The 25,226-nt window shown below is 52.9% G+C and carries 26 protein-coding genes; 16 read left to right on the top strand and 10 right to left on the bottom strand.

The genetic code is table 11. The features are described from left to right. Positions 1-2: 2 nt before the first annotated feature. The 4 genes from PGS25_RS00200 to proS all read left to right on the top strand — a co-directional run bounded on the left by PGS25_RS00200 (position 3) and on the right by proS (position 6,849). Positions 3-1,259 (top strand): methionine gamma-lyase family protein, encoded by a 1,257-nt coding sequence (locus tag PGS25_RS00200; RefSeq protein WP_270417280.1) that lies wholly within the window; start codon positions 3-5, stop codon positions 1,257-1,259. Between the two features lie 534 nt (positions 1,260-1,793). Beyond that, on the top strand, positions 1,794-3,548 hold the full coding sequence (gene thrS, locus PGS25_RS00195; protein ID WP_118481230.1) for a threonine--tRNA ligase: 1,755 nt from the start codon (positions 1,794-1,796) through the stop codon (positions 3,546-3,548). A gap of 95 nt (positions 3,549-3,643) precedes the next feature. Then, on the top strand, positions 3,644-5,410 hold the full coding sequence (locus PGS25_RS00190; RefSeq protein ID WP_270417279.1) for an S-layer homology domain-containing protein: 1,767 nt from the start codon (positions 3,644-3,646) through the stop codon (positions 5,408-5,410). Continuing rightward, entirely contained in the window at positions 5,410-6,849 is a 1,440-nt protein-coding gene (gene proS / locus PGS25_RS00185) for a proline--tRNA ligase (RefSeq protein WP_118647379.1), read from the top strand. The genes PGS25_RS00190 and proS overlap by 1 nt, the downstream gene beginning before the upstream one ends. Positions 6,850-6,963: 114 nt before the next feature. Here proS and PGS25_RS00180 read toward each other — a convergent pair whose 3' ends face one another. From PGS25_RS00180 to PGS25_RS00155, 6 genes are all read right to left on the bottom strand, one after another. After that, the gene (locus tag PGS25_RS00180) at positions 6,964-7,152 is read right to left on the bottom strand and encodes a hypothetical protein (RefSeq protein ID WP_270417278.1); all 189 of its coding nucleotides are present in this window, start codon (positions 7,150-7,152) and stop codon (positions 6,964-6,966) included. Between the two features lie 37 nt (positions 7,153-7,189). Continuing rightward, positions 7,190-8,122 carry a hypothetical protein gene (locus PGS25_RS00175; RefSeq protein WP_270417277.1) on the bottom strand — a complete coding sequence of 311 codons (933 nt, stop codon included), beginning with the start codon at positions 8,120-8,122 and terminating at the stop codon, positions 7,190-7,192. 133 nt (positions 8,123-8,255) lie between these two features. After that, positions 8,256-9,389, bottom strand: coding sequence for a Gfo/Idh/MocA family protein (locus tag PGS25_RS00170; RefSeq protein WP_270417276.1), 1,134 nt, complete (start codon positions 9,387-9,389; stop codon positions 8,256-8,258). A gap of 250 nt (positions 9,390-9,639) precedes the next feature. Next, positions 9,640-10,452 carry an AraC family transcriptional regulator gene (locus PGS25_RS00165; RefSeq protein ID WP_270417275.1) on the bottom strand — a complete coding sequence of 271 codons (813 nt, stop codon included), beginning with the start codon at positions 10,450-10,452 and terminating at the stop codon, positions 9,640-9,642. 110 nt (positions 10,453-10,562) lie between these two features. Beyond that, positions 10,563-11,246: a class I SAM-dependent methyltransferase gene (locus tag PGS25_RS00160; RefSeq protein WP_270417274.1), complete on the bottom strand. Its 684-nt coding sequence runs from the start codon at positions 11,244-11,246 to the stop codon at positions 10,563-10,565. Next, positions 11,168-11,767, bottom strand: coding sequence for a hypothetical protein (locus PGS25_RS00155; protein ID WP_270417273.1), 600 nt, complete (start codon positions 11,765-11,767; stop codon positions 11,168-11,170). The genes PGS25_RS00160 and PGS25_RS00155 overlap by 79 nt, the downstream gene beginning before the upstream one ends. Positions 11,768-11,900: 133 nt before the next feature. On the opposite strand from PGS25_RS00155, the gene PGS25_RS00150 reads away from it, so the two are divergent. Continuing rightward, a complete protein-coding gene (locus PGS25_RS00150) occupies positions 11,901-12,074 on the top strand; it encodes a DUF1540 domain-containing protein (RefSeq protein ID WP_110436834.1) in 174 nt (57 codons plus the stop codon). Between the two features lie 62 nt (positions 12,075-12,136). On the opposite strand, the gene PGS25_RS00145 is transcribed toward PGS25_RS00150, so the two are convergent. The 3 genes from PGS25_RS00145 to PGS25_RS00135 form a co-directional block, all read right to left on the bottom strand. Then, complete coding sequence (locus tag PGS25_RS00145) at positions 12,137-12,424, bottom strand: hypothetical protein (protein WP_270417272.1); 288 nt, start codon at positions 12,422-12,424, stop codon at positions 12,137-12,139. A 16-nt stretch (positions 12,425-12,440) separates the two neighbouring features. Next, positions 12,441-13,793: an MATE family efflux transporter gene (locus tag PGS25_RS00140; RefSeq protein ID WP_442865167.1), complete on the bottom strand. Its 1,353-nt coding sequence runs from the start codon at positions 13,791-13,793 to the stop codon at positions 12,441-12,443. Positions 13,794-13,880: 87 nt separating this feature from the next. After that, positions 13,881-14,816, bottom strand: a complete 936-nt coding sequence (locus PGS25_RS00135; protein WP_270417271.1) for an S-layer homology domain-containing protein — start codon at positions 14,814-14,816, stop codon at positions 13,881-13,883. Positions 14,817-15,021: 205 nt separating this feature from the next. On the opposite strand from PGS25_RS00135, the gene guaA reads away from it, so the two are divergent. Continuing rightward, entirely contained in the window at positions 15,022-16,578 is a 1,557-nt protein-coding gene (guaA, locus tag PGS25_RS00130) for a glutamine-hydrolyzing GMP synthase (RefSeq protein WP_117491254.1), read from the top strand. Positions 16,579-16,871: 293 nt separating this feature from the next. Here the strand turns inward: guaA and PGS25_RS00125 are convergent, their stop codons facing one another. Next, on the bottom strand, positions 16,872-17,360 hold the full coding sequence (locus PGS25_RS00125; RefSeq protein WP_117491252.1) for a helix-turn-helix domain-containing protein: 489 nt from the start codon (positions 17,358-17,360) through the stop codon (positions 16,872-16,874). 301 nt (positions 17,361-17,661) lie between these two features. Here PGS25_RS00125 and PGS25_RS00120 point away from each other — a divergent pair, with 301 nt between their 5' ends. The 10 genes from PGS25_RS00120 (at position 17,662) to PGS25_RS00075 (ending at position 25,212) form a co-directional block, all read left to right on the top strand. Further along, positions 17,662-17,865 (top strand): hypothetical protein, encoded by a 204-nt coding sequence (locus tag PGS25_RS00120; RefSeq protein WP_002566189.1) that lies wholly within the window; start codon positions 17,662-17,664, stop codon positions 17,863-17,865. Between the two features lie 2 nt (positions 17,866-17,867). Further along, positions 17,868-18,950 carry a site-specific integrase gene (locus tag PGS25_RS00115; RefSeq protein WP_117491250.1) on the top strand — a complete coding sequence of 361 codons (1,083 nt, stop codon included), beginning with the start codon at positions 17,868-17,870 and terminating at the stop codon, positions 18,948-18,950. Between the two features lie 4 nt (positions 18,951-18,954). Beyond that, the gene (locus PGS25_RS00110; protein ID WP_117491248.1) at positions 18,955-19,290 is read left to right on the top strand and encodes a plasmid mobilization protein; all 336 of its coding nucleotides are present in this window, start codon (positions 18,955-18,957) and stop codon (positions 19,288-19,290) included. Beyond that, on the top strand, positions 19,280-20,470 hold the full coding sequence (locus tag PGS25_RS00105; RefSeq protein ID WP_270417270.1) for an AAA family ATPase: 1,191 nt from the start codon (positions 19,280-19,282) through the stop codon (positions 20,468-20,470). Before PGS25_RS00110 ends, PGS25_RS00105 begins: the two co-directional genes overlap by 11 nt. 93 nt (positions 20,471-20,563) lie before the next feature. Continuing rightward, a complete protein-coding gene (locus PGS25_RS00100) occupies positions 20,564-20,797 on the top strand; it encodes a complexin-2 (RefSeq protein ID WP_117491244.1) in 234 nt (77 codons plus the stop codon). A gap of 627 nt (positions 20,798-21,424) precedes the next feature. Then, positions 21,425-21,670 (top strand): DUF6061 family protein, encoded by a 246-nt coding sequence (locus PGS25_RS00095; protein WP_117491242.1) that lies wholly within the window; start codon positions 21,425-21,427, stop codon positions 21,668-21,670. Positions 21,671-21,755: 85 nt separating this feature from the next. Next, positions 21,756-21,980: a helix-turn-helix domain-containing protein gene (locus tag PGS25_RS00090; protein WP_071422329.1), complete on the top strand. Its 225-nt coding sequence runs from the start codon at positions 21,756-21,758 to the stop codon at positions 21,978-21,980. After that, on the top strand, positions 21,977-23,707 hold the full coding sequence (locus tag PGS25_RS00085; RefSeq protein ID WP_117555050.1) for a type I restriction-modification system subunit M: 1,731 nt from the start codon (positions 21,977-21,979) through the stop codon (positions 23,705-23,707). The genes PGS25_RS00090 and PGS25_RS00085 overlap by 4 nt, the downstream gene beginning before the upstream one ends. After that, on the top strand, positions 23,704-24,990 hold the full coding sequence (locus PGS25_RS00080) for a restriction endonuclease subunit S (RefSeq protein ID WP_270417269.1): 1,287 nt from the start codon (positions 23,704-23,706) through the stop codon (positions 24,988-24,990). Before PGS25_RS00085 ends, PGS25_RS00080 begins: the two co-directional genes overlap by 4 nt. A gap of 3 nt (positions 24,991-24,993) precedes the next feature. Beyond that, complete coding sequence (locus PGS25_RS00075; protein ID WP_117491239.1) at positions 24,994-25,212, top strand: hypothetical protein; 219 nt, start codon at positions 24,994-24,996, stop codon at positions 25,210-25,212. The last annotated feature ends 14 nt before the right edge of the window (positions 25,213-25,226 follow it).

The raw sequence follows: 25,226 nt of genomic DNA, 5'->3' as shown, positions 1-25,226 counted from the left end.
AAATGTCTGAATATATTAAGATTTCACCGGAGATTCGTGCGCTCGGCCGTGAGGCTGAACGCGAGATCCGTCCGTATTTCGAGCGTCTCGAGGAGATCTGTGACCGCAACACCGAGAAGGTGCTGGCGGCGTTCGCGAAGAACCGGGTATCCGACAATCTATTCGCGGGCACGACCGGCTACGGCTATGATGACTACGGCCGTGACACGCTCGACAAGATCTACGCCGATATTTTCGGCACCGAGGCCGCACTCGTGCGCATCGGCTTTGTAAACGGCACACACGCGCTGTCCTGCGCGATGTTTTCCGCCGTCAAGACCGGCAACACCGTGCTGTCCGTCACCGGACCGGCGTATGACACGCTGCAGAACACCATCACCGGCGATTACTGCGGCAGCATGAAGAGCTACGGCATCGGCTACAGGCAGGTTGACCTCAAGAACGGTGAGCCTGACCTGCCTGCCATCAAGGCAGCGGCGGCAGATGAGAATATCAAGCTGGTATTCATCCAGCGCAGCCGCGGCTATGGCGTCCGCAAGACACTCTCCGTTGAGGAAATCGGCGGAATCTGCAAGGCCGTGCGTGAGGTCAATACGACTGCGGCCATCATGGTCGATAACTGCTACGGCGAATTCACCGAGGAGATCGAGCCGACGCAGGTCGGTGCGGACATCATCGCAGGCTCGCTTATCAAGAACCCGGGCGGCGGTCTGGCTCCGACCGGCGGCTATATTGCAGGTCGTGCGGATCTGGTCGAGAACGCCTCTTATAAGCTGACCGCACCCGGCATCGGCGGCGAATGCGGCTGTACGATGGGTCAGAACCGCCTGCTGTATCAGGGCTTGTTCATGGCGCCGCATGTTACCATGCAGGCCATCAAGACCGCGATGTTCTGCGCAAAGGTCATGGAAAAACTCGGCTACGAGGTAAGCCCGAAGGCAGAGGAGCCGCGTTACGACATCATCCAGACTATCGCGTTCGGTGCGCCTGACCCGCTGCGCCGCTTCTGTGAGGGCATTCAGGCCGGTGCACCTGTCGATTCCTATGTAACGCCGGAGCCGTGGGCAATGCCGGGTTACGACGATCAGGTTATCATGGCTGCAGGTGCGTTCGTGCAGGGCGCGTCCATTGAGCTTTCCGCCGATGCACCGATGCGTGAGCCGTATGTCTGCTATATGCAGGGCGGCCTGACGTATGAGTCCGGCAAGCTGGGTATTTTGCTTGCTGCGGATAAAATTACCAGGGCAAAGGCACAGTAATGGAGAATTGAGAACGGAAAATGGAGAATGATGTTATTCTGCATTTTTCAATTCCTCATTTTTCATGCGAAATCGGTTGACAAAGCGCGGATATGAGCGTTATAATAAATCTGTATTTATTAAGTTATAGGCAATGACGGAAATCCTGTTTTCCGAAAAGCATTTGGCAGAGAGCGTGCGCCACGGCTGCAAGCACACGCAATGCGGAGAAAACAGTACCGATTCCCGAGCCGCACAGCGGAAAACCGCAGTATGCTGTGCCGTGTCGTTCGCGTTAAGAACTCCGAGCGGCAGTCCTGCAAGGGCTGCAAGCAGGGTGGAACCGTGGGCAAGCGCTCACCCCTGAGAGATACAGGGGTGAGCGCTTTTTTGTTACTCTGCAGTAATGAAAAATTGAAAATGGAGAGTTGAGAATTGTGGTTACGCGCAAAGCGCGTCATAAAATTCCGTCCCGTGGACGGATACCTTCATTTTCCATTCTCCATTATCAATTACTCCACTCGTTATGATTTTACAAGAAAGGTCTGAATAAAAGTGTCCGAAGAAAACAAGTACACGTTTGAAAACAAGGAATACCGCGACACCTACCGTCACACGGTATCGCACATTCTCGCACAGGCGGTAAAACGCCTGTATCCGGAGGTCAAGCTGGCCATCGGCCCGTCCATCGACAACGGCTTCTACTACGATTTTGATGCGCCGTTCTCCTTCACGCAGGAGCACCTCGATGCTCTTGAGGCAGAGATGCGTAAGATCTGCAAGGAGAAGGAGAAGCTTGAGCGCTTCGAGCTGCCGCGCGCGGAAGCCATCAAGTTCATGGAAGAGCGCGAGGAGCCGTACAAGGTAGAGCTGATTAACGATCTGCCGGAGGACGCTACCATTTCCTTCTACAAGCAGGGCGAGTTCACCGACCTGTGTGCAGGCCCGCATCTGGACTCCACCGGCCGCGTAAAGGGCAACGGCATCAAGCTGATGAACGTTACCGGCGCTTACTGGCGCGGCGATTCCTCCAAGAAGATGCTGCAGCGTATTTACGGCACCGCATTCCCGAAGAAGGACGAACTCGACCAGTACCTCAACATGCTGGAGGAAGCGAAGAAGCGCGACCATCGCAAGCTGGGCAAGGAGCTCGGCCTGTTCATGCTGACCGAGGAAGGCCCCGGCTTCCCGTTCTTCCTGCCGAACGGCATGACCCTCAAGAACACCCTGATCGACTACTGGCGCGAGGTTCACAAGCGCTACGGCTACGTTGAGGTCTCCACCCCAATGATCCTCAACCGTAAGCTGTGGGAGCGCTCCGGCCACTGGGATCACTACAAGCAGAATATGTACACCACCGTCATCGACGACGAGGATTATGCAATCAAGCCGATGAACTGCCCGGGCGGCATGCTGGTCTACAAGGCTCAGCCGCACTCCTACAAGGAGCTGCCGCTGCGTGTCGGCGAGCTGGGTCTGGTACACCGTCATGAGCTGTCCGGCGCACTGCACGGTCTGTTCCGCGTGCGCTGCTTCACGCAGGATGATGCCCACATCTTCATGACCTGGGATCAGATGAAGGACGAGATCAAGAACGTTGTTCGTCTGTTCGATGAGGTTTACTCCACCTTCGGCCTGACCTATCAGATCGAGCTGTCCACCATGCCGGAGGATCACATGGGCGAACTGAAGGACTGGCAGTTTGCGGAAAAGACCCTTGCAGAGGCCATCACCGAGATCGGCAAGGACTACGTTGTCAACGAGGGCGACGGCGCGTTCTACGGCCCGAAGCTGGACTTCCATCTGGCAGACTCCATCGGCCGTACCTGGCAGTGCGGCACCATCCAGCTGGATATGCAGCTGCCCGAGCGTTTCGAGCTTGAGTACACCGGCGCAGACGGCGAGAAGCACCGTCCGGTTATGATCCATCGCGTTGTCCTCGGCTCTATTGAGCGCTTCATCGGCGTTATCACCGAGCATTTTGCAGGCGCATTTCCGACCTGGCTGGCACCGGAGCAGGTTCGCGTTATGCCGATGACCGATCGCAATATTCCGTGTGCACAGGAAGTTGTTAAGCAGCTGACTGATAAGGGCTTCCGCGTAACCATGGACGAGCGCAACGAAAAGATTGGCTATAAGATCCGCGAAGCACAGGTTCACAAGGTTCCGTATATGATCGTCATTGGCGACAAGGACGAGGAAAAGGGTGTTATCTCGGTTCGTACCCGCAAGACCGGCGAGACCACCGCTATGGAGACCGGCGAGTTTATCGAGAAGCTCGCATATGAGGTTGAGAATAAGCTGAAGTAAGCAGCAAAACGGAGAGCGGAAGCTGTATTCCGTTCTCCGTCACAATAGAATAAAAGGTTCATAGAGTTTTGTCATGTATGCAGGGAGGGTGCGGCATGAAAAAATTTGTTTCCGCGTGTCTGATGGCAGGTCTGCTGACTTGTGCCGCCGGTGCGGCACAGGTCGGTACGATCAACAACAACTATCCCGGCGATACCGAAGCGCAGGCGCAGATGCTTTATGATCTCGGACTGTTCAAAGGCACTGGCAAGGGCTTTGCGCTGGAGAAATCCATGACCCGCGCAGAGGCCTCGGTGATGCTGACCCGTCTGCTTGGCGCAGAAAAGACTGCGCTGTCAGGAAACTGGAAGCACCCGTTTGCCGATGTGCCGCAGTGGGCGGACAAATACGTTGGCTGGCTGTATCAGAATGGTTTGACCAAGGGCGTTTCCGCGACAAAGTACGGCTCGCAGCGCAATGTCACCTGCGACCAGTATTGCATTTTTCTGACCCGGGCACATTTGGATGCGGACAGCTATCAGGGTACGGCTTTTGTCGATAACGATGAGGTACGGCAGACGGACGAGGAGGGCTTTATCCGCGGAGATGCGGTTTCGCTCTCGGCTCGGCTGCTCGGTACGAACTACGCGAAAAATGGCGATGAAAGCGACCGCAGTGTGGCGGAAAAGCTGATCGACAACGGCGTTTTCACAGCGAAGCAATTCAAAAATGCGGCATGGGACGTTCTGCCGCGTGATTACGGCAATGATTATCAGTATGATGACAAGTGGAACCTGATCGCTTCGCCGTTCGTCTGCCAGATTGCAGATGTGACAGTGGCGCAGTGTCCGATTGATGGCGTGCAGCCTGTCAGCGGTACAGACCGTTATGCGCAGAGTGATATGAGGCAGTCGAACTTGATCCTGTACCGCATGGACAGCAAGACGATGGCGCTGACGCAAGTGCTCTCGCTGCCGAAAGAAAGTTCTGTGGAATATCTCGGCCGTGCCGGAGAAACCGATTATCTGCTGGTGTACGACCGGAAAACGGAAACGTATTCGCTGTGCTCAGTGCACGGCGATACGGTCAAAACCGAACTGACCCTGACCGAAGCACAGCAGCAGGCAGCACATACCGTTTATCAGAGCGCACGCGGCTGCATCATCTGCACGGACGAGACGACCGGTTATAAGCTCACTGAAACAGGGGTGGAGCCGTTGGGTGTGGCAGCGGGTATCTGCCGGCTGACGGATGACGGCATGACTGTTACGCAGAAATGTACGGCGGACGAAACCGTGCTGACGGCGTATAACTGGAACGGTCAAAAGACAGACAGCTATACCATCTCGAATGCGTATCAGTCGGATGATGCCGAGGTGCGCAAGCATTGTGCGCCGCAGATAATTGGCAGCGACGGTGCGTTGCTCTGGGGCACAGCCGGGTTGTACCGCGAAGAGAACGGCCGCCTGGTACAGGTGACAGACTCTCCGGTCATCAGCGTAAAGCAGGATGCTGATGGGGCTTATTATGCTGTTTCCTGCGATAAATCTGAGCGGACGGAATACTATTCGGATGGTATCGGATACATGGCCGGTGATATGCTCGTGCGTATCGCGCCGGATGGAACGCAGACCACGCTTGCAACACTCGATGACATTCTGATCGACGAGATAAAGACGGTCAAAAGCGGTGCTGTTCGCTTCACAATCGCTATTCCGACAGAGGGCCATAGAAGCGGACACTATACCTGCCTGTTGAAAGACGGAAACATTACCGTCCGGTCTGCAACCGATGATGTATTCTACATCTGGGGCAACGATGCGCTGGAAAACGAACAAGAGAAAATAGATAAGATTATTGCGAACCAGAAAGGTGAAGAATAATGGCAGAAAAGAAAAAGCTGGTCAGCGAGATCACGTCTATGGACGTGGACTTCGCGCAGTGGTACACAGATATTGTTAAAAAGGCTGAAATGGCCGATTATTCGTCCGTAAAGGGCTGTATCATCATGCGTCCGTACGCACAGGCGCTGTGGGAGAACATTCAGCACACGCTGGATGGCATGTTCAAGGAGACCGGTCACGAGAATGTAGCAATGCCGATTTTCATTCCGGAAAGCCTGCTGCAGAAGGAAGCCGACCACGTTGAAGGCTTCGCGCCGGAGTGTGCATGGGTAACGCACGGCGGCAACGACAAGCTGGAGGAGCGTCTGTGCGTTCGTCCGACCTCGGAAACGCTGTTCTGCGAGCATTACGCAAAGATCGTTCGCTCCTGGCGCGACCTGCCGAAGCTGTACAACCAGTGGTGCTCGGTTGTCCGTTGGGAAAAGACCACCCGTCCGTTCCTGCGCAGCCGTGAGTTCTGGTGGCAGGAGGGTCACACCGTTCATGCTACCGCTGAGGAGGCTATGGAAGAGACTCTGCGTATGCTGAACATCTATGCGAAGTTCTTCGAGGAGTGGCTGGCGATTCCGGTGCTCAAGGGTGAAAAGACCGAGAAGGAGCGCTTCGCCGGTGCAGAGAACACCTACACCATCGAGGCCATGATGCACGACTGTAAGGCTTTGCAGTCCGGTACCTCGCACTACTTCGGTGACGGCTTTGCACGCGCATTCGGCATGCAGTACACCGATAAGAACAACACCCTGCAGTATATGTATCAGACCTCTTGGGGCGTTTCCACCCGTATCATCGGCGCAATCATCATGACGCACGGTGATAACGAGGGTCTGGTTCTGCCGCCGCGTATCGCTCCGACCCAGCTGGTTGTTATTCCGGTTGCGGCTCACAAGGAAGGCGTTAAGGAGAAGGCAACCGAGCTGTACGAGCAGGTCAAGGCAGCGGGCATCCGTGCCAAGATCGACCTGAGCGACAATACCCCGGGCTGGAAGTTTGCCGAGTACGAGATGAAGGGCATTCCGCTTCGTCTGGAGGTTGGTCCGCGCGATATCGCTGAGGGTCAGTGCGTACTGGTTCGCCGCGACACCCGCGAAAAGACCGTTGTTAAGTTCGAGGATCTCGAAAAGACCATTCCGGCACTGCTGGAGGATATCCAGAAGTCGCTGTATGAGAAGGCGCTCGCAAACCGCGAGGCGCATACCTATACTGCAAAGTCTCTTGACGAGATGAAGTCCATCCTTGCTGAGCACACCGGCTTTATCAAGTCCATGTGGTGCGGCGACCTCGCCTGCGAGGAGAAGGTCAAGGAAGAGACCGGTATGCCGAGCCGCTGTATGCCGTTCGAGCAGGAGCATATCGCAGATACCTGTCCGGTCTGCGGCAAGCCTGCAAACAAGATGGTTGTCTGGGGCATCGCGTACTAAGTGAAGTCTCAGAATCGAAAAGCTGCACAAGAAAAGTTCCTCATCAGTTGATGAGGAACTTTTTGCACCAATAGAGAAAATTTTCAGCAGATTGAACGGTTTGTGCGGCAGTGATCAGATACCGGTTGCAAAGCGGCCGATTAGGAAGCCGCCGTCTGTATTCTTAACGAGAATGAAGAATGAAGCAGTGGCATCCTTCAGGTCATAGATCGAATTTGCCGACGGCTTCATTTTTAACGGACAGTCGAAAACCATCGGCTTGCCGTCATACAGAACGGCGAATTTACAGCCGGCTGGGAGCAAATACTCCCAGCCGGCTGCGTGTAAACGGGTAGATAGATTATCTGCAGGAATTATTGCCGCTGCAGGAATTGTTATTGCTGCAGCTGCAGCCGCAGCCGCTGCGATTGTCATTTACGCCGGCACTGCCGGTGAACAGACAGCCTGCCTTGTCGCTCTGCGGCGGGAAAAAGGCGTCGATAGGGAAGTCAAAGCTCGAGAAGATCTCGCACGGGTCCTGCTCACCGCCGACACCGCTGTTCGAGCAGTCGCGCCGCGGCAGACATACGTCGTAAGCGGGCATGAGCAATTGGATGTCGCGCTCAAGCCGGATGATCGAGAACTGACCGAGGGTTACGAACAGCTGATAACCATCGTTGCTGAGCACGAGATCGTCACCGCCGAAGCACGAGCAGATTGAACGGGGTACTTCGTGCAGAGCGCAGCAGCAGCAGTTGCAGCTGGTTTCCGGCGCTACCACACGCGCGTCCAGCATGATCGGATCAACGACCTCAACGACCGCAGTCGGCTTGTTGCTGTCAGGCCGCAGCTGCACATCGCGGCCGTCCTCGATATACTGCGAGGAAAAGATGCGCGCGCCGCCTTCACCGCCGAACAGTACAACGCGTTTGTCAAATACCGCCAGACCGTCCACGATACGCGGACGACCGATTACGCAGCTGATTTCACATTCAATGCGGTAGAAAAAGCGGATATCAACGCTGTAGAAACCTCGATTAAACTGAATCCGCTCAACATCAATAGAAACACAGAGCAGTTCCGCTTCACGCGGCTTCACAGATGCAATGCCGCCGGCATTGATCAGCTCCTGCGCATCGCGGGTGAGATACACGCGAATGTCACGCAGGCACTCCTTACTGCGGCAGGAGTCATAAACCTTTTTGGTGTGGACGCAGACCGCTTCGCGGAAGCCGCCTGCACTGTTGCCGTTATTGCCGCCGATCGGACCCGGGCAGCAAACTTTTTCAGCCATGCATATTACCTCCAAACAAAAATTGAAGCAACTTCAGTATCAATCTATTCGGAGATTTTCCGGGGTGTTACATTAAGAAGTCCCTCTGTACCTTCAATACAGGGGGACTTCCGTCAAAGAGGGATGGGCTGCTTTATACGTCCATCCAGACGCCTCCGGCCTTATGGCTGCGCACACAGGCATCGACAAAGCGAACGCCGAGCACGCCGTCCTCCACAGTCGGAAAGGTGTCGGTCGTGTTCTCACGACCTGCCTTGCGATCGGAGAGCACATTACAGAACGAACGGTAAATATTCGAGAACGCCTCGATAAAGCCTTCATTATGGCCTGCACCGACGCGGGAAAGCCGCGTGCTGGCATTGAGCAGATAGTCTGCACCGGCGGACAGCCGCTGACTCGGCTGGCTGCGCGGCGTGTAGATCAGGTGGTCGCAGTCGGTCGCAGTCCATTCGAGCGAGCCTTCGGTGCCGATGACGTAGATGCCGCTGTCACACTCGTGTCCAATCGCAATCTGGGATGCCCAGAGCGTACCGGTTACGCCGCCCCCGAAATCCATCAGCACGTTTACATTGGTATCGAGCGGCAGATCACGCGGATAGGTATCCATCATCGCCAGCACGCGCTTGACGTGCAGACCGGTAAACTGCGTTACCATCTGCTCTGCATGTGTGCCGAGATCGTTTGCACACAGCGAGGAACCGACCTTTTTCGGCTGAAAACGCCATGCCGAGGTGTCCACCTTGCCGTCAACCGCACCGGAAATGACCCAGTCCTCCGGATGCTGCACGCGGACGTGCAGAATATCGCCGATTACACCTGCGCGAATCATCTCACGCGCCTGACGGATGAGCGCATAGCCGGTGTACGAATACGTTATGCCGAACAGCAGACCGCGCTCCTCTGCAATGCGGGCAAGCTCCTCGGCTTCCTCAGTGCGGAGCGCAAGCGGCTTGTCGCATATAACGTGGATGTCATGCTCAAGAAAGCACTTTGCAATCTCGTAATGCGTATCGTTTGCCGTCATGATGGAGACAAAATCAATACCGTCCTCACGCGTGGACTCCTTGTCTGCCATTTCGTGAAAATCCGCATACACGCGGCTGGTGTCAGGCAGGTGATACGCCTCAGCGGTCGCGCGGTTCTTATCCATGCTGCGGGAGAAGCAGCCGCAGACCAGCTCGGCGGAATCGTCCAGCATAGCGCCCCAGCGGTGGAATTTGCCGATGTATGAACCAAGCCCGCCACCAATCATACCAAATTTCAGCATAAATAATTACTCCTTACATTTTACATATCAAAGTTTACGGCCTCTACCGTTCCCGAGGTCTGTGATGCGATGCTTGAGGTGCTCCTGACCGATAAAGCCGCCCGCACCGATGATACCTGCCGAAATCGTTTTCTTCTCCATGATCCGTGCCTCCTTTTTGTTCTTCGTGGCGCTCTTTATGCCTCTATTATAGGACAAAATTACACAGAGTCACGTCAGGAAATTAACCTATTCTGTGCAGAAATTAACATCAGAAGTTCATGGAGCGGAATTTACTCGGCGTCATTTTCTCGCGGCTGCGGAATACGCGGGAAAAGTGGCTTGCACTGTTGAAGCCGATCTGCTCGATGGAGAGCGCCGAACCGGTCAGCAGAACCTTTGCGTGACGCAGACGCTGCTCCTGCAGATGATCATGCGGACGGAAGCCGATGTACCTGGCAAAACAGCGAATGAGATGCGTGACACTTACATGGCACAAATTGGCAAGTGTTTCGAGCGTGACCTCTTCCCGGAAGTGCTCAGCGATATACTCGACCGCCGGACGAATCACCTCGGGAATATCCGGCTTGGTGTCCGGCACGGCAAGACAGCACAGCACGGATTGGATACAGACCGAAATGCGGTGCTCATTGCACATCTGCTTGTCTCCGTAGTAGAAAATCTGTTCAAAATACTGGAGAATCTCATGATTTCCGTCAAAGCAGATGCCGGTGCCGCCAGTCAGCAGCCGGACATAAGCCGCGCTTTCGCCGCCGGAAAAGTGAAACCAGAGGAACTCGGTCGGCTCGGTGACGTAATACCGGTGGGGAAGGCGGCAGTCCATGAGTACAAGCTGTCCGGCGGTAGCGTTCGCGCTCTGTTCTCCGCAGAAGGTGTGCAGTGAACCGCTGCGTACATACGCACACAGGTACATATCCAGAAAATCCCGCTCGACCTCATAGCCGGGTACGCACTGGTAGTGTCCGTACTGGATGAGATAATACAGGTGCTCTCGCGCAAACGGAGATGGAATGGTAAAGTCCACATACGACGAGAGCAGCAGGCCTTTGTCGGGTGGTTTCACAGGCATCACCTCTGTGAGAGTATACAAAAATTATAATGCAGATTTGCACAAAAACAAGAGCGTATCCGGCAGATTGTCTGAAATGCACATGGAAAACAAAAACAGGGAAATTAACCCACCAAATCCTCATCGGTGACGAAAAACTCGTTGTCGAGTTCCGCGCATCGGCGGTCCAGCTCAGAGGTCGTGCCGAGCGTGCGGCGCACGGCATCGTACTCGGCTTTCGCGCGGTTGTTTACCTTGCCGGTTCGCGTTGCGCGGATGAGCAGGTTTTTCGGGGTATCGAGCGGCGAAATATACTCAACGACAGACACCTTGTAGCCTTCGGCTTCCAGTTTGAGCGCACGCATGCTGTCGGTCAGCACATCGTTAAAGCGCGCCTTGAATACGCCGAATTTGGTCAGCGGCTCGAGTCCGGGCATGGTGTACTGATCGAGCAGTTCCTTGTGGCAGCACGGCACGCACGCGATGTATTTCGCCTTGGCGCGGATTGCCGTACCGAGCGCGAGGTCGGTCGCAATATCGCACGCGTGCAGCGAAATCACAGCAGTAACGTTTTTCGGCGGCTGGTACGTCCGCAGATCCGCACAGATGAATGTCATGTTGTGGTAGCCAAGACGCTTCGCCATCGCACGGCTCTCGTCAATAACGTGCTCCTTGATGTCCACGCCGATGACACGGCAGCGGCGATGCAGTACCTCGTGGATGTAGTAATTCATGACAAAGCTGAGGTAGGATTTGCCGCAGGCGCAGTCCAGCAGCACGATCTCGTCGCTGGCGTCCTGCTCAAACACATGGGCGCAACCAGCTCAACGTAGTGGTCGATCTGATTGTACTTGCGGATCATGTCGTTTTTCAGCTTGCCGTCTGCGGTCAGGATGCCGATCTCGCGCAGCAGCGCTGCCGCCTGATCGACACGAATGAGGTACTGCCGGCCGCTGTCGAGCAGCGGATTGGCGGCAGCCGCCTTTTCCTCGGCGGTCGCTTCACGCTCGGCCTGCTTCATCTGCACGCCGCGTGCCGTCACGGACAGCGTAACAACCGTGCTGCGCTCGGTGTAGGTGAGCACGCTCTCATCGTATTTTTCGGCCTGTTCGGCAAAAAATGTGCAGAACTCCGCCGCATCCACACGGCGGTCGCTGCCCTGAAAATGCAGGGTGTAGTCCTCGTCCGCGCGGGACAGCTTTGCATCAAATTTCTTTTTGCCGGAAACCAGCGCGCAGTCCGCCTGCACGAAAAAATCGCGGTTCTTTGTCAGCCGCGCGGAAATACCCGCCAGCAGCAGCTTGAGCTTTGCTGCATCTCCCTTTTGCATATATGTCACAACCTTTGTTGAAATCGTTTTCTTTCAGTATAGCACAACAGAAAGTGTTTTCGCAATCGCTAAGTATAATTTGCTGCATCGCGTGAAACAATACTATCGAAATCACAAAAGGAGGTCATTCTCTATGAGTAACGATCGCTGCAACAAGTCTATTCACTGCACGGTGGAGCAGTGTGCAAACCACTGTCCTACTGCCTCGTACTGTGCGCTGGACAGCATTACCGTTGGCACGCACGAGGCTAATCCAACGATGGATCAGTGCACCGACTGTAAGTCCTTCCAGCGAAAGTGCTGCTGATTTCCCCTCGCAATGCCGAAAAGGGAGCCGGATTTGTCCGACTCCTTTTTCGGGTTTACCTATTAAAAATAAAGCGTTGGAATGCGCTGTGCTTTGACCTCGGAATCCTGCAGCACATATTGATTGAGCCACGCCGCAAAGGCTTCCGCGCCGTCGAAGCAAAGTGCCTTTGTGGCGTCCGGCGCAGTAACCCAGTAATCATGCTCGGTCGATGACTGCAGCCATTTGTCAAATTCAACCTGATAGACTCGCGCGTTTTCGGCGACAAACGCCGGAACAGACAGCAGGCACTGACCGCTCTGTCCCAAATCCAGAAAAATAAACGAAGTGTTCTGCGACTGGTTATGCATTCTCCATCCTCCATCTTCAATTCTCCATTTTGAGTTCGGGCATCACCACATGCCGCATAGTAAAGTAGCACGCCAGACCGCCGATGCAGTTGGACACCGGCTCTGCCGCAAATACGCCGCTCACGCCGAGATTCCAGCAGTACGGCAGCAGCAAAGTCAGGGGCACAACAATGAACGCCTTGCGCAAGAGAGAGAAGAACACCGCGTATTTCGCCCGGCCCAGCGCGCGGAACGTACTCTGACCGGCATACTGGAACGCCATCATCACAAAGCCGAAAAAGTAAATGTGCAGCGCCGGAACAGCCGCCGCGACCAGTTCCGCGTCCTGATTGAAAATGCGGATGAACAGGGCGGGGAAAAGAGAGACCAGTATCCAGACAAGCATGGTATATCCAATAGCAATCTGTGTCATAAACCGGATGGCGTCCCGGGTGCGCCTGTACAGCCTCGCGCCGTAGTTGTAGCTGATGGCGGTAGATGCACCGTCCGCGATGGCGAGCACCGGCGTTTGTGCGATCTGACGCACGGAGTTAAGTACAGTCATGACGCTGATGTAAAGGTCGCCGCCGAAATTGCGTAGAGTAGCATTGCACGCCACCTGCACGAGCGTATCCGTAAACGACATGACGAAGCTGGCGATGCCGAGCACGGTAATGCGCTGGATACAGTGCCAGTCCGGCCGGAAACCACGGAAATCCAGCTTTAGCTCGGCTTTTTTGCCGGTTAAAAACTTGACAACCCATGCAGCAGACAGAAGCTGCGACAGCACGGTCGCGATAGCAGCGCCGCGCACGCCGAGGTGCAGTGCGAAGATAAAAATCGGGTCGAGCACGATGTTGGCTGCCGCGCCGAGTGCCACGGTGAGCATGCCGGTTCGGACAAAGCCCTGACAGTTGATGTACGGATTGAGACCGAGCGACAGCATGACGCACAGCGTACCGATCAAGTAAATCACGATGTACGAGGACGCATACGGGTACGTCACCTCACTGGCGCCGAACAGGTAGAGCAGCGGGCGATGAAACGCGATGCCGAGCACGGTCAACACGGCACCGCTCAGCAGCAGCATAAAGCCGGCGTTGACCATAATGCCTTGTGCGCCATCCCGGTTGCCTTTGCCGCGCGCCATCGCGCACAGCGGAGCACCGCCCAGTCCGAACAAATTGGCAAACGCGGTAATGAGCGTCACAAAGGGAAAGCACAAGCCGATACTTGCCAGCGCAAGCGTGCCCTCGCCGGGGATTTTGCCGATATAAATGCGGTCTACAATATTATACAGCAGGTTGAGCAGCTGCGCGATCAGCATCGGTGTGGCCACCGCAAGTATCCTGCGGCGGATGCTGCCCTGAGAAAAATCAATTTGCTGCAAACGAATACAGTCCTTTCAAAATCAGAAAAAAGCAGGGAGAAGTCCGAGCTTCTCCCTGCACTATTGTAACACTGCTGCTGATTTTCGTCAAGAATCCAGCAAAATCAGTGCGCGGTACAGCATTTCGCACGCTGTTCGGCGGTCGAGCGGGTGTTCTGGGTTCTGTGCCTGTGCAGCGGTGAGTACGGAGGCGCGTTCCAGCCGAGCGATTGCCGGCTGTGCCCAATCCTGCGGAGAATGGTCGGACATCGACCAAGCGTACTGCACACCGTTCAGCGTGCCGTCAAGCAGGTGGTCGAGCACCACGCCTGCCTCGGCCGTTGTGATGGTTTTCTCGCCGCGAATCTCACTCACGCCGGAGACGGTCGCGTAGCCGCTGACCAGTCCGTTTGCGGCTGCGGCGCTGATATACGGCTTGGCCCACGCGGAAAGTCCGCTGTCGTCCGCAAAGTCGGTCTGGTCTGTCGGCGCAACGGACAGGTCTGCCGCGGCGGCTGTCATGGCGATGAACTCACTGCGTGTTACCGCTCGGCTGGGATGGAAAAACGCACAGCTGCCGATGGTTTCTCCGGTCATAACGCCTTTCTGCGCCAGATAGATCGCCGCGTAATGTGCCGGATCACCGTCCATGTCCGAGTAGGTGAGTCCGGTCTTATTCTTTTTGATTTCAATCGTGATAGCGGCAGGCTGCGCTGTATTGCCCTCGGCGTCCACGGCGGTATAGCGGAAGCTGTCGCGTCCGGCTTTGCGGCCCGGTGTGTAATATAAGGTACTGCCCTCGATTTTCGCTGTGCCCAGCCGCGGCTTTTCGGTCAGTTGATAGAGCACTACGTCGTTATCCGCGTCGGTCGCGGACAGTCTGGCCTCCACGGCAATATCCACGCAAGTCTGCGCCGTGACCGGCTGCACCACCGGTGCATTGTCCGCCGCCTGTGCAGTTACTGCGGCAGCGCCGATCAGTCCCGCATAGGCGAGCACGGTTGCGAGCAGCACCGCAATGATGCGAATCTGCCTGTTTTTCAAAATCCTTCACCCTTTCCGGTCGTTTCTTCTATCGGAAAGTATGCACGCGGCTGTTAAATTTTATACCGGATCGGCAGAATTCCGGTCTGTGTATGTTTTCTTCCTGTCGGGAAACGGAAAATTCCGCAAAAGCCCTTGCCGAAAACGCAGAAATGTGGCATAATTCTATTATATATACATTGGGAAAACAGAAAGGAGATTGGCGATGGAAAATCATCAGCTTGTTCTGGTGCTCGACTTCGGCGGTCAGTACAATCAGCTGATTGCACGACGCGTCCGCGAACATAATGTTTACTGTGAGGTCAAGCCCTATAAGACCTCGATTGAGGAGATCAAGGCGCTCAATCCGATCGGCATCATCTTTACCGGCGGTCCGAACAGCGTTTACGAAGAAAAATCCCCGAAATGTGATCCGGCTCTGTTCGAGCTGGGCGTACCGGTTCTGGGCATCTGCTACGGCTGCCAGCTTATGGCGCATACCCTCGGCGGCGAGGTAACCGCAGCACAGGAGGATACGGCGCGCGAGTACGGCAAGACCGAGACCTTCTACAACACGGACTGCAAGCTGTTCAAGGGACTGCCGGAGCAGGGCATTTCCTGGATGAGCCACGGCGACTACATGGCAAAGGTGCCGGAGGGCTTCGAGCTAGTTGCTCACACCGATATGTGCCCGACTGCTGCCATCGCTGACGAGAAGCGCGGCTTCTACGGCGTACAGTACCATCCGGAGGTAAACCACACCGAGAACGGTTCGCTCATGCTGAAGAACTTCCTGTATGAAGTCTGCCATGCAAAGGGCGACTGGACCATGGGTGACTACAAGAACAGCTCCATCAAGGCCATCCGCGAGAAGGTCGGTGACGGCAAGGTTCTGCTGGCGCTGTCCGGCGGCGTTGACTCCTCGGTTGCAGCGGCCCTGCTGGCTGAGGCAGTCGGCAATCAGCTGACCTGCGTATTCGTAGACCATGGTCTGATGCGCAAGAACGAGGGTGATGAGGTTGAGGCAGCTTTCTCCAAGTGGGACATCAACCTGATCCGCATGAACGAGGAGGACGCATTCCTCGGCGCTCTCAAGGGTCTGACCGATCCGGAGGACAAGCGCAAGGCCATCGGCGCACAGTTCATCCGCACGTTTGAAAAGATGGGCAAGCAGATCGGTGAGCAGGTCGGCAAGATCGACTATCTGGCACAGGGCACTATCTATCCGGACGTGATCGAGTCCGGCAAGGACGATGCCGCTGTCATCAAGAGCCACCACAACGTAGGCGGTCTGCCGGATTTCGTGGACTTCAAGGAGATCATTGAGCCGCTGCGCATGCTGTTCAAGGACGAAGTTCGTCAGCTCGGCTTTGAGCTGGGCCTGTCCGAGCAGCTGGTTATGCGTCAGCCGTTCCCGGGTCCGGGTCTCGGCATCCGTATTACCGGCGAGATCACCAAGGAGAAGTGCGACATTCTGCGTGAGGCAGACGCAATCTTCCGCGAGGAGATCGCAAATGCAGGTCTGGACAAGGAGATCAACCAGTATTTTGCTGTTCTGACCAACACCCGCACCGTAGGCGTTATGGGTGACAGCCGTACCTACGATTACGCGCTCGCGCTGCGCGGCGTAACCACCAGCGACTTCATGACCGCTGACTGGGCGCGCATCCCGTACGAGGTGCTTGATAAGGCTTCCAGCCGTATCGTAAACGAGGTTGTCGGCGTAAACCGTATTGTTTATGATATTACCAGTAAGCCGCCGGCTACGATTGAGTGGGAATAAGCAAAAAGTGGATATGAGGGCCCGCAAACCCGCATAAACACTGGGTTTTTGATTTTCAAATTCCCCATTTGATAGCAGATTGATAGCACTTGCTAAATCCCGATTTATTGAGTTTGAAAAGAAAAATCGGGTGGCTTGCGAGTAGCCTAAAAATCCTCATCTTTTTATTCATAAGTAAAAGGTCTAACTGATTTTTGTTGATCAGTTAGACCTTTTTTATTTTGCTCTCATTTATCTGAATTATCTGATTTTGTGCAACAACCGGCCTTTCCCGTGGCTTACAAGTGAGAGGATTAGATCAGCCCCTCCGGCGGCATCTTGGCACGGATCTGGCTGCGGTCGTGCTCCGGGTAGTGGTAGCGCCAGCGGTCGTACTCCTCCTGAGAGATCTCTCCGGCCTCCAACTTGGCGGCCTGTTCCCGCCAGGTCCAGAGCATCTTGTGCAGTCGGGCGGCATCCTTGTTTTTGCGAAAATCCACCTGCAAGGCAAGCTCACCGTCCTGCTCACTGACTTTCAGCCCGTAGTTGTCCTCCAGGGTAAACAGCGTGTGCATCAGCCCTACATAGGAGTCTATGTCCGGAACAGAGAGTGCATGGGGCGAGACATCCAGCACCTCAGCTAAGGCGGCGGTCAGGTCTGCCTTTGGGGTTCTTGATCCTGTTTCATATTGTGCAAGGCGTACATCAGCAGACTTCTCCGGGAAGCCTAGCGCCATACCAAGATATTTTTGTGTCATCCCCCGCAGGAGACGGAAAAAGTGAATTCGTTCACCAATAGCCATGTAACCAACTCCAGTCTATGATTGTTCTTATCCGAAACATAGCATATTTGTTTAGTTTTGTCAAGGCAATCTAAGCAAATTTATTTAATAATATTTCTTTCAAAACACTTGAACTAAGCTTATATGTATAGTATCATAAGAACATTAAGCAAATAAGCTTGGATAAGGGAGCGCAAAAAATATTACGCCAGCTTTTTAGTTATACAACCGAGAAAAAAGTGGCAGTAGCAAGTGAGGAGGTCTTTATGAAAAGCAAAATTAGCAGGCAGCTACCAAAAACAAAGAAAGGAAGGTATTTACTATGGCAAATCAGATTTTTATGCGTGTCAACGAAGTGGCAGAGGAGTTGGGGATCTCCATTCCCTTTGCCTATAGGATCATTCGACAGATGAATGAAGAACTGGCTAAAACCGGCTGCATCACCATTGCCGGGCGAATTGACCGAAAATTTTTCCACGAGAAATTCTATGGTACAAGATCTGAGACAGAAAGGAAGGAGAAATAATTATGGCAGCGTTCAAAAATAAGGACAATGGCACCTGGTATGTTCAATTCCGCTACACCGATTGGAAGGGCGAACGCCAGCAGAAGCTCAAGCGCGGCTTTGCTACCAAGCGAGAAGCGCTGGAATGGGAACGGGAGTTCCTGATGGAAAAACAGGCTGATGTGAACATGAGCTTTGAGAGCTTCGTTGCTCTCTATGAAAAGGACATTAAACCCAAGCTGAAACTCAATACCTGGCTCACCAAGGAGAGTATCATCAAGAAAAAGATCCTCCCCTATTTTGCGAATCGAAAACTTTCGGAGATCACGGCAAAGGACATTATCCGTTGGCAAAATGAAATCCGGGAGTTGAGGGACTGCCACGGCAAACCTCTGTCGAAAACTTACCTGAAGACAGTTCACAACCAACTAAGTGCCATTTTCAACCATGCTGCCCGTTTTTACGGTCTGAATATCAACCCGGCCCGACAGGCTGGCAACATGGGGGTGGAGGAACGAAAGGAGATGCTGTTCTGGACCCGAGAGGAGTACACCAGATTTTCCGAAGCCATGATGGACAAGCCGTTGTCCTTCTACGCCTTTGAGGTATTGTACTGGTGCGGTGTCCGTGAGGGAGAGCTGCTGGCCCTGACCCCGGCAGATTTTGACTTTGAAAAGCGCACCGTCACCATCAATAAGTCTTACCAGCGACTCAATAAGCAGGATGTGATCACTACACCTAAAACGCCCAAGAGTAACCGCGTGATCCAGATGCCACAGTTTCTCTGTGATGAACTCCAGGACTACCTCAAGCAGCTATATGGAGTGGAGCCGGACAGCCGGATGTTTCCCATCAGCAAAAGCTATCTCCACCGAGAAATGGACCGTGGCTGTAAGCAAACTGGGGTAAAACGCATTCGCATACACGATTTGAGGCACAGCCACATCAGTTTGTTGATCGACATGGGCTTTACTGCCCTGGCTATTGCAGAGCGTGTGGGGCATGAGAGTATCGACATCACCTACCGCTATGCCCATCTGTTCCCCACCCGACAGGTGGAAATGGCTGACAAGCTGGATTTACTGAAAAATGAGAAAGGAGTGTAAGAAGATGTCCAAGAAGAACTATGACAACCATAATCGCTGGAGAAACAAGACGGTGGCTTTCCGAGTGTCAGCGGAAGAAGATCTCCAACTGGAAACTTTGGTGAAACTCACCGGCCTGACCAAGCAGGATTACATTATCCGGCGGCTGTTGGAACGAGATGTGGTGGTGCAGGGCAATCCAAAAGTTTACAAAGCCCTGCGGGATCAGTTGTCTGCTGTGCTGGACGAGCTGCGCCGGATCGAGGCCGGACAGGGCGTGAGCGACGAGCTGCTGGATACTATCCGAATGATCACAACCATTATGAACGGGATGCAGGAGGAATTCGCCTATGACCGATGAGAAAAAGAAAATGACCGCCCAAAGCTCATCTGTTGGCGCAGATGATGGGCAGTCAATCTCAAAAAACTCTGAAAATAGTATACCCACTTCCGGGCAAAAAAGCAACGATGAAATTGTAAACTCTCAGGACAGTCTGGAAGAAATGTACCGTAAGATGCAGCGTATGACAGACCCCCGATACCTGCATACACTCACGATGACAGAGCTGTTCCAAACCACCTATAAGAGTAGGCCTCCGGTGGTGGAAGGCCTGCTTTACGCAGGGGCATATATCCTTGCCGGAGCACCCAAAATCGGCAAGTCCTTCCTGGTGGCTCAGATTGCCTACCATGTCAGTACCGGGCAGGATTTGTGGGGATATAAAGTCCATCAGGGAACGGTACTTTACCTTGCGCTGGAAGATGATTTTCAGCGTATTCAAAGCCGGATGTTTATGATGTACGGCGTGAACGACACCCCCAACCTCCATTTCGCCACCGCCGCCGGAAAGATTGGGAATGGGTTAGATGAACAGCTGAAGAACTTCGTGCAGGAGCACCCGGACACTAATCTCATCATCATTGACACTATGCAGAAGATCCGTGAGGTAGGCGGCGAAGCGTACAGTTATGCCAGCGACTATGAGATCATCGGCAGAATCAAGCAGTTTGCTGATCAGCACGGTATCTGTGTTCTGACCGTTCATCACACCCGGAAACAGCAGGCAGACGATTCCTTTGAGACGATTTCCGGCACCACTGGGCTGCTGGGCTGTGCGGATGGTTCTCTGCTGATGCAGAAGAAAAAACGCACGGAGCTGGACGCTACCATCAAGGTGGTGGGGCGGGATCAGCCGGATCAGATCCTCTACTTGAAGAAGGACCCGCAGACCCAGATCTGGAACCTGGAACGCATGGAAAACGAGCTGTATAAAGAACCGCCGGACCCAGTGCTGGATGCAGTTGCAAAGTTGGTTCCCCTTGAGTGCCGGGAGTGGATCGGCTCTCCATCCGAACTAGCTGAAACCATCCAAATGGGAATGGCCTCCAATGCCCTCACAAAGTACCTGAATGTCAAGGCAGGCAGGCTGCTGGAGGAGTACCATGTTGGCTATGAAAATAAGGCCAAACACTCCGGTCGGCAAGTGAAATTGACCTATATGCTGTTAGAATCAACTGCCTGTGAAGTAACCGAAGAATAAGGGGCGCGACGATAGCGACGGTCGCGACGGTGAAAATGATACCGCCAAAAACACCGTCGCTATCGTCGCAACCGTCACGGAAAGGAAATGAATATGAAAAGTGTACAAATTACCTATGACCTTTTTGTAGCTTTGGTGGAGTATCATCTGGCCTATGACGATGATTATGCCGAGGAAATTCATCAAGGGTTGGAGCAAAAGTTAGATGCGATGGTGCGGCATGAACTGTATGCAAAATATAAGACTGCACCCACCGCAGAAGAGCGGGAGCAGGCCCGGCAGGAATACCTGGATAAGCGAGGGATATTCCCGGATTTTCGCTGGTAACAGGTGCTTACTTTCATACTAATCTCGCAGATGAAATTAGCACCAAAGTCAATCTACTCCCTGTTGGCTTGAACAGGAGCGTGACACGCTCCTGTTTTTTTCTGGCAAAAGGAATGACTAACGGAAGTTTTGGCAAAGAAATTCCGCTAAAAAGTATCTCGGATGAGGTGGTGTTTTGCCACCCCATTATCCCAAAGGGTGCCACATTTTAGGGCACCCCAAAATCACCATAGGATGTCGCGTTTCACGACACCCGATGCGCCAAAACAGGATACAGTGTGCGGAGTAAAAACGAACGATGGGTAGGCATTTTTCCCATACATCAAGCGAGGGCTACTGTGTTTTACGGCAGCCATCAGGCAATAAGGGTGGAACGATTTGTTCCAGGGCATCTGAAAGGGAACGGCGCTTTGGCGTACCCTTTCAAAGCGTTCGCAGAACGCGCAGCCACAGAATGAAATTCTGTGTTCAAAAGGGGCTTGGGGGCGCTGCCCTCAACAAGCAGACGGCAGGAAATGTGAGTGTGTATTAACACTCGCATTGCTTGCCAGATTCTAAAATTAACGAAACAGACTTTGTACCGCTACGGAAAATCAACCGAAATTTAAGCATTAGGAGGTAACGAGTATGAGAAAGATTTTGTCTTGTGAGTTTAACTTGGACACCGCCTGCGTGGAGCTACATCTGGAGGATGGGACACTGCTCTCCATTGACTGCACCGCCGTGGAGAACGAGGTGGCGAACGGCATGTATCAGCGGTCAGAACTGGACTGGTTGATCTATAACAATCCGCTGGCCTATGCTGAGCTGATTTTGAATGGTGACCCAGAGCTATATCTCAAGGCCGTGACAAAGAAAGCCCCGTTAGATTGACGGAAGAGAAAATAACTCGAGATTGAGTTTTTCACGAAAATGTGATAAAATAAATACAAGCATTTCTTGCTTTGGAGGAACTAAAATGGCGATTTGTTATGATCGGTTATTTCATTTGATGATTGATAAAAAGATAAGTAACGCACAGCTGAAAGAAAAGGCTGGTTTTAGTGCCAACATTATCACCCGCCTAAAGCGAAACGAGTATGTTTCCATCGAAAGTATAGAACGGATCTGCCGCGTGATGGAGTGCGGCGTGGACGATATTCTGGAGTTTGTTCCAGAGGAAAAGGAAGGAAAAGAATCATGAGCTTGAGTGCCAATGTAAGTGAAAAAGCCGCCCTGATCTGGGCGATAGCCGATAAATTGACCGGGGTATATAAGCCCCATGAATACGGTGAGGTGATCCTGCCCCTTACGGTGATCCGCCGCTTCGACTGCATCCTGGCCGACACCAAGGATGCGGTGCTGGAGAAGTACGAAGCTGTGAAGAATCTCCCCATGCGGGATGTGCTGCTGTGCAAGGCCTCCGGCAAGGCGTTTTACAACACCAGCAAGTTCACCTTTGAGCGGTTGCTGGATGACCCGGACAACATCGAGGCCAACTTCCGGGACTATCTGAACGGTTTCTCAGAGAATGTCCAGGACATTCTGGAAAAGTTCAAGTTTGACGGACAGATCACCACCATGGCCAACAAGGGTATCCTATACATTGTCATCAAAGAATTTACTTCTCCTAAGGCAAATCTGCACCCAGATGTGATCTCCAATCTGGAGATGGGCTATATCTTTGAGGAGATCATCCGCCGGTTTTCTGAATCCCACAACGAGGACGCCGGGCAGCACTACACTCCCAGAGAAGTGATCCAACTGATGGTCAATATCCTGTTCTACGATGACAATGACATTCTCTCCGGCAACAATGTGGCCAAGACCATCTATGACCCGGCCTGTGGTACCGGCGGTATGCTGTCAGTGGCAGAGGAATATCTGCACCAGCTCAATGCCTCCACCGAACTGATGGCCTTCGGGCAGGAGCTGAACGACCAGACCTTTGCCATCTGCAAGGCGGACATGCTCATCAAGGGCAACAACGCCGACTTTATCAAGGACGGCAACACACTATCCGATGACCAGTTTGAGAGCCAGACTTTCGACTATGTGCTGTCCAATCCTCCCTTTGGCCGGGAGTGGAAGAACGAGAAAGCGGCGGTGGAAGCCGAGTCCAAACGAGGCTTTGCCGGGCGGTTTGGCCCTGGCCTGCCTGCCGCCAGCGATGGGCAGATGCTGTTCCTGCTGACTGCCATTTCCAAAATGAAGGAGCCCAAGGACGGCGGCAGCCGCATTGCCATCATTCACAACGGCTCTCCCCTCTTTACCGGCGATGCCGGCAGCGGCCCTTCCGAGATTCGCAAGTACATTCTGGAAAATGACCTGCTGGAGGCCATCATCGCTCTGCCAAACGATATTTTCTACAATACCGGCATTGCCACCTACATTTGGGTGCTGTCCAACAAGAAAGCAGGCACCAAGCGAGAGGGGCGGGTGCAGCTCATCAACGCCAACGGTCTGTATGAAAAGCGCCGCAAGGCTCTGGGCAACAAACGCAATGACATCCCAGAGAGCGCCATTGCGGAGATCACCCGGCTGTACGGCGACTTTGTGGAGAGTGAGATCAGCAAAATTTTTGACACTGCCGACTTTGGCTATACCAAAATCACTGTGGAGCGCCCGCTAAAGGACGAAAACGGCCAGCCGATTTTGAAGAAGGGCAAGCCCCAGCCGGACACCGCCCTGCGGGACACGGAAAATGTGCCGCTGAAAGAGGACATCCGGACCTACTTTGAGCGGGAAGTTCTGCCCTTTGCGCCGGATGCCTGGATCGACGAGAAAAAGTCCAAGGTGGGCTACGAGATCCCCTTCACCCGGTATTTCTACAAATATGAAGCCCCCAAGCCCTCGGCGGAGATCATGCAGGAGATCCTGACCATTGAAGCGGAGCTGGACGGCGCTCTGGCGGAGGTGTTTGGAGAATGAGGGAGATGAAAGACAGCGGGATTGAGTGGATTGGGGAGATTCCAGAAGGTTGGAAAATTTCGAGAATAAAGCAGTTGTTTTCAGAAGTAAATGACCGATGCGAAAATGGTGAAAACTACACTCTGCTTTCTGTGTCTGAATATTATGGAGTTGCGCCCAAAAGTGAAAGAATAAGCGACGATGATATGCTAACTCATGCAGAAACTCTTGATGGATATAAAATCTGCAAAGAAAATGATTTGGTAATGAACATTATGTTGGCGTGGAAAAGGGCTTTGGGCGTGAGCAAATATACCGGCATTGTTAGCCCAGCTTATTGTATCTATCGTGCAAAGCAAAATATGTGTGCTAAATATTTTCATTACCTGTTTCGCACAGATATGTATGCAAATCTTTTCAAACAATATTCAACTGGCATTATTGATTCTCGATTAAGATTATATCCCGACAAATTTTTAGCACTTAAGTGTCAAGTACCGCCCATAGATACGCAGCGTCGCATTGCCGACTACCTCGACCGCAAGTGCAGGCAGATTGACGCCATCATTGCCTGGCAGCAGGAAGTAATTGAGAAGCTGAAAGCCTATAAGCTGTCCGTTATCACCGAAGCCGTCACAAAAGGTCTAAATCCCAATGTGCCCATGAAGGACAGCGGGGTTGAGTGGATTGGGGAGATACCGGAGCATTGGGTACTTAATAAATTAAAGTATCTTTCACTCGACATTGGGGATGGGATACATGCAACTCCGACATACGATGAGGATGGAAACGTTTATTTTGTAAATGGAAACAATATAGGGGAAGAATACTTAGTTTTTAAAGAAGATACCAACACAATTAGCGATACAGAATATGCTTCATATAAGCTGCCACTTCTGACAGGAAATACAGTGTTTGTTACTCTTAATGGAGCAACATACGGTAAAATATCATTTTATCATGGCGAAAAAATATTGTTAGGAAAAAGTGCTGGTTTTATAACGCTTAAGTCAACCGAAAGCAGAGAATTTATTCGTTATTATCTTCAGAGCTATACCGCAAAACTTATTATGGACTTGAGTTTGTTGGGTTCAACTATAGCTAATTTATCGTTACGTACCCTTCGTGACTTTGTGATTCCTTATCCACCGATAGAAGAACAAATACAAATTGTTAATCATTTGAATAACAGAACAAGCAGCATAGATGCAGCTGTTTCTAAAAAGGAAAAAATCGTTGATGAACTTATTGATTATAAAAAATCCCTCATTTATGAGGTTGTGACCGGAAAGAAAGAGGTATAAGCTATGAACCCACTTTATAACATTTGGGACTACAACTATATTCAGCAACAAGCCCAGCAGCAGTACCATCAAAATCAGGTACAACAAGTGCTGGAAGCGGCACACAAGTTGCAGGATTATCTGGATAGTGTGGACAAGGTTGATCCAGCATATCAGGGGGCGTTAACCGCTACCTGCTGTGCTGTTTTGGCGGACTACGCAAAGAAACACGGCATTATCTGAGAAAGTAGGTGCGA

Origin of the sequence: Butyricicoccus sp. AM78-15b2TA (genome assembly GCF_027665985.1) — a bacterium.
GTDB classification, from domain to species: Bacteria; Bacillota; Clostridia; order Oscillospirales; family Butyricicoccaceae; genus Agathobaculum; species Agathobaculum butyriciproducens.
This window is presented reverse-complemented; position numbering and strand designations above follow the sequence as displayed.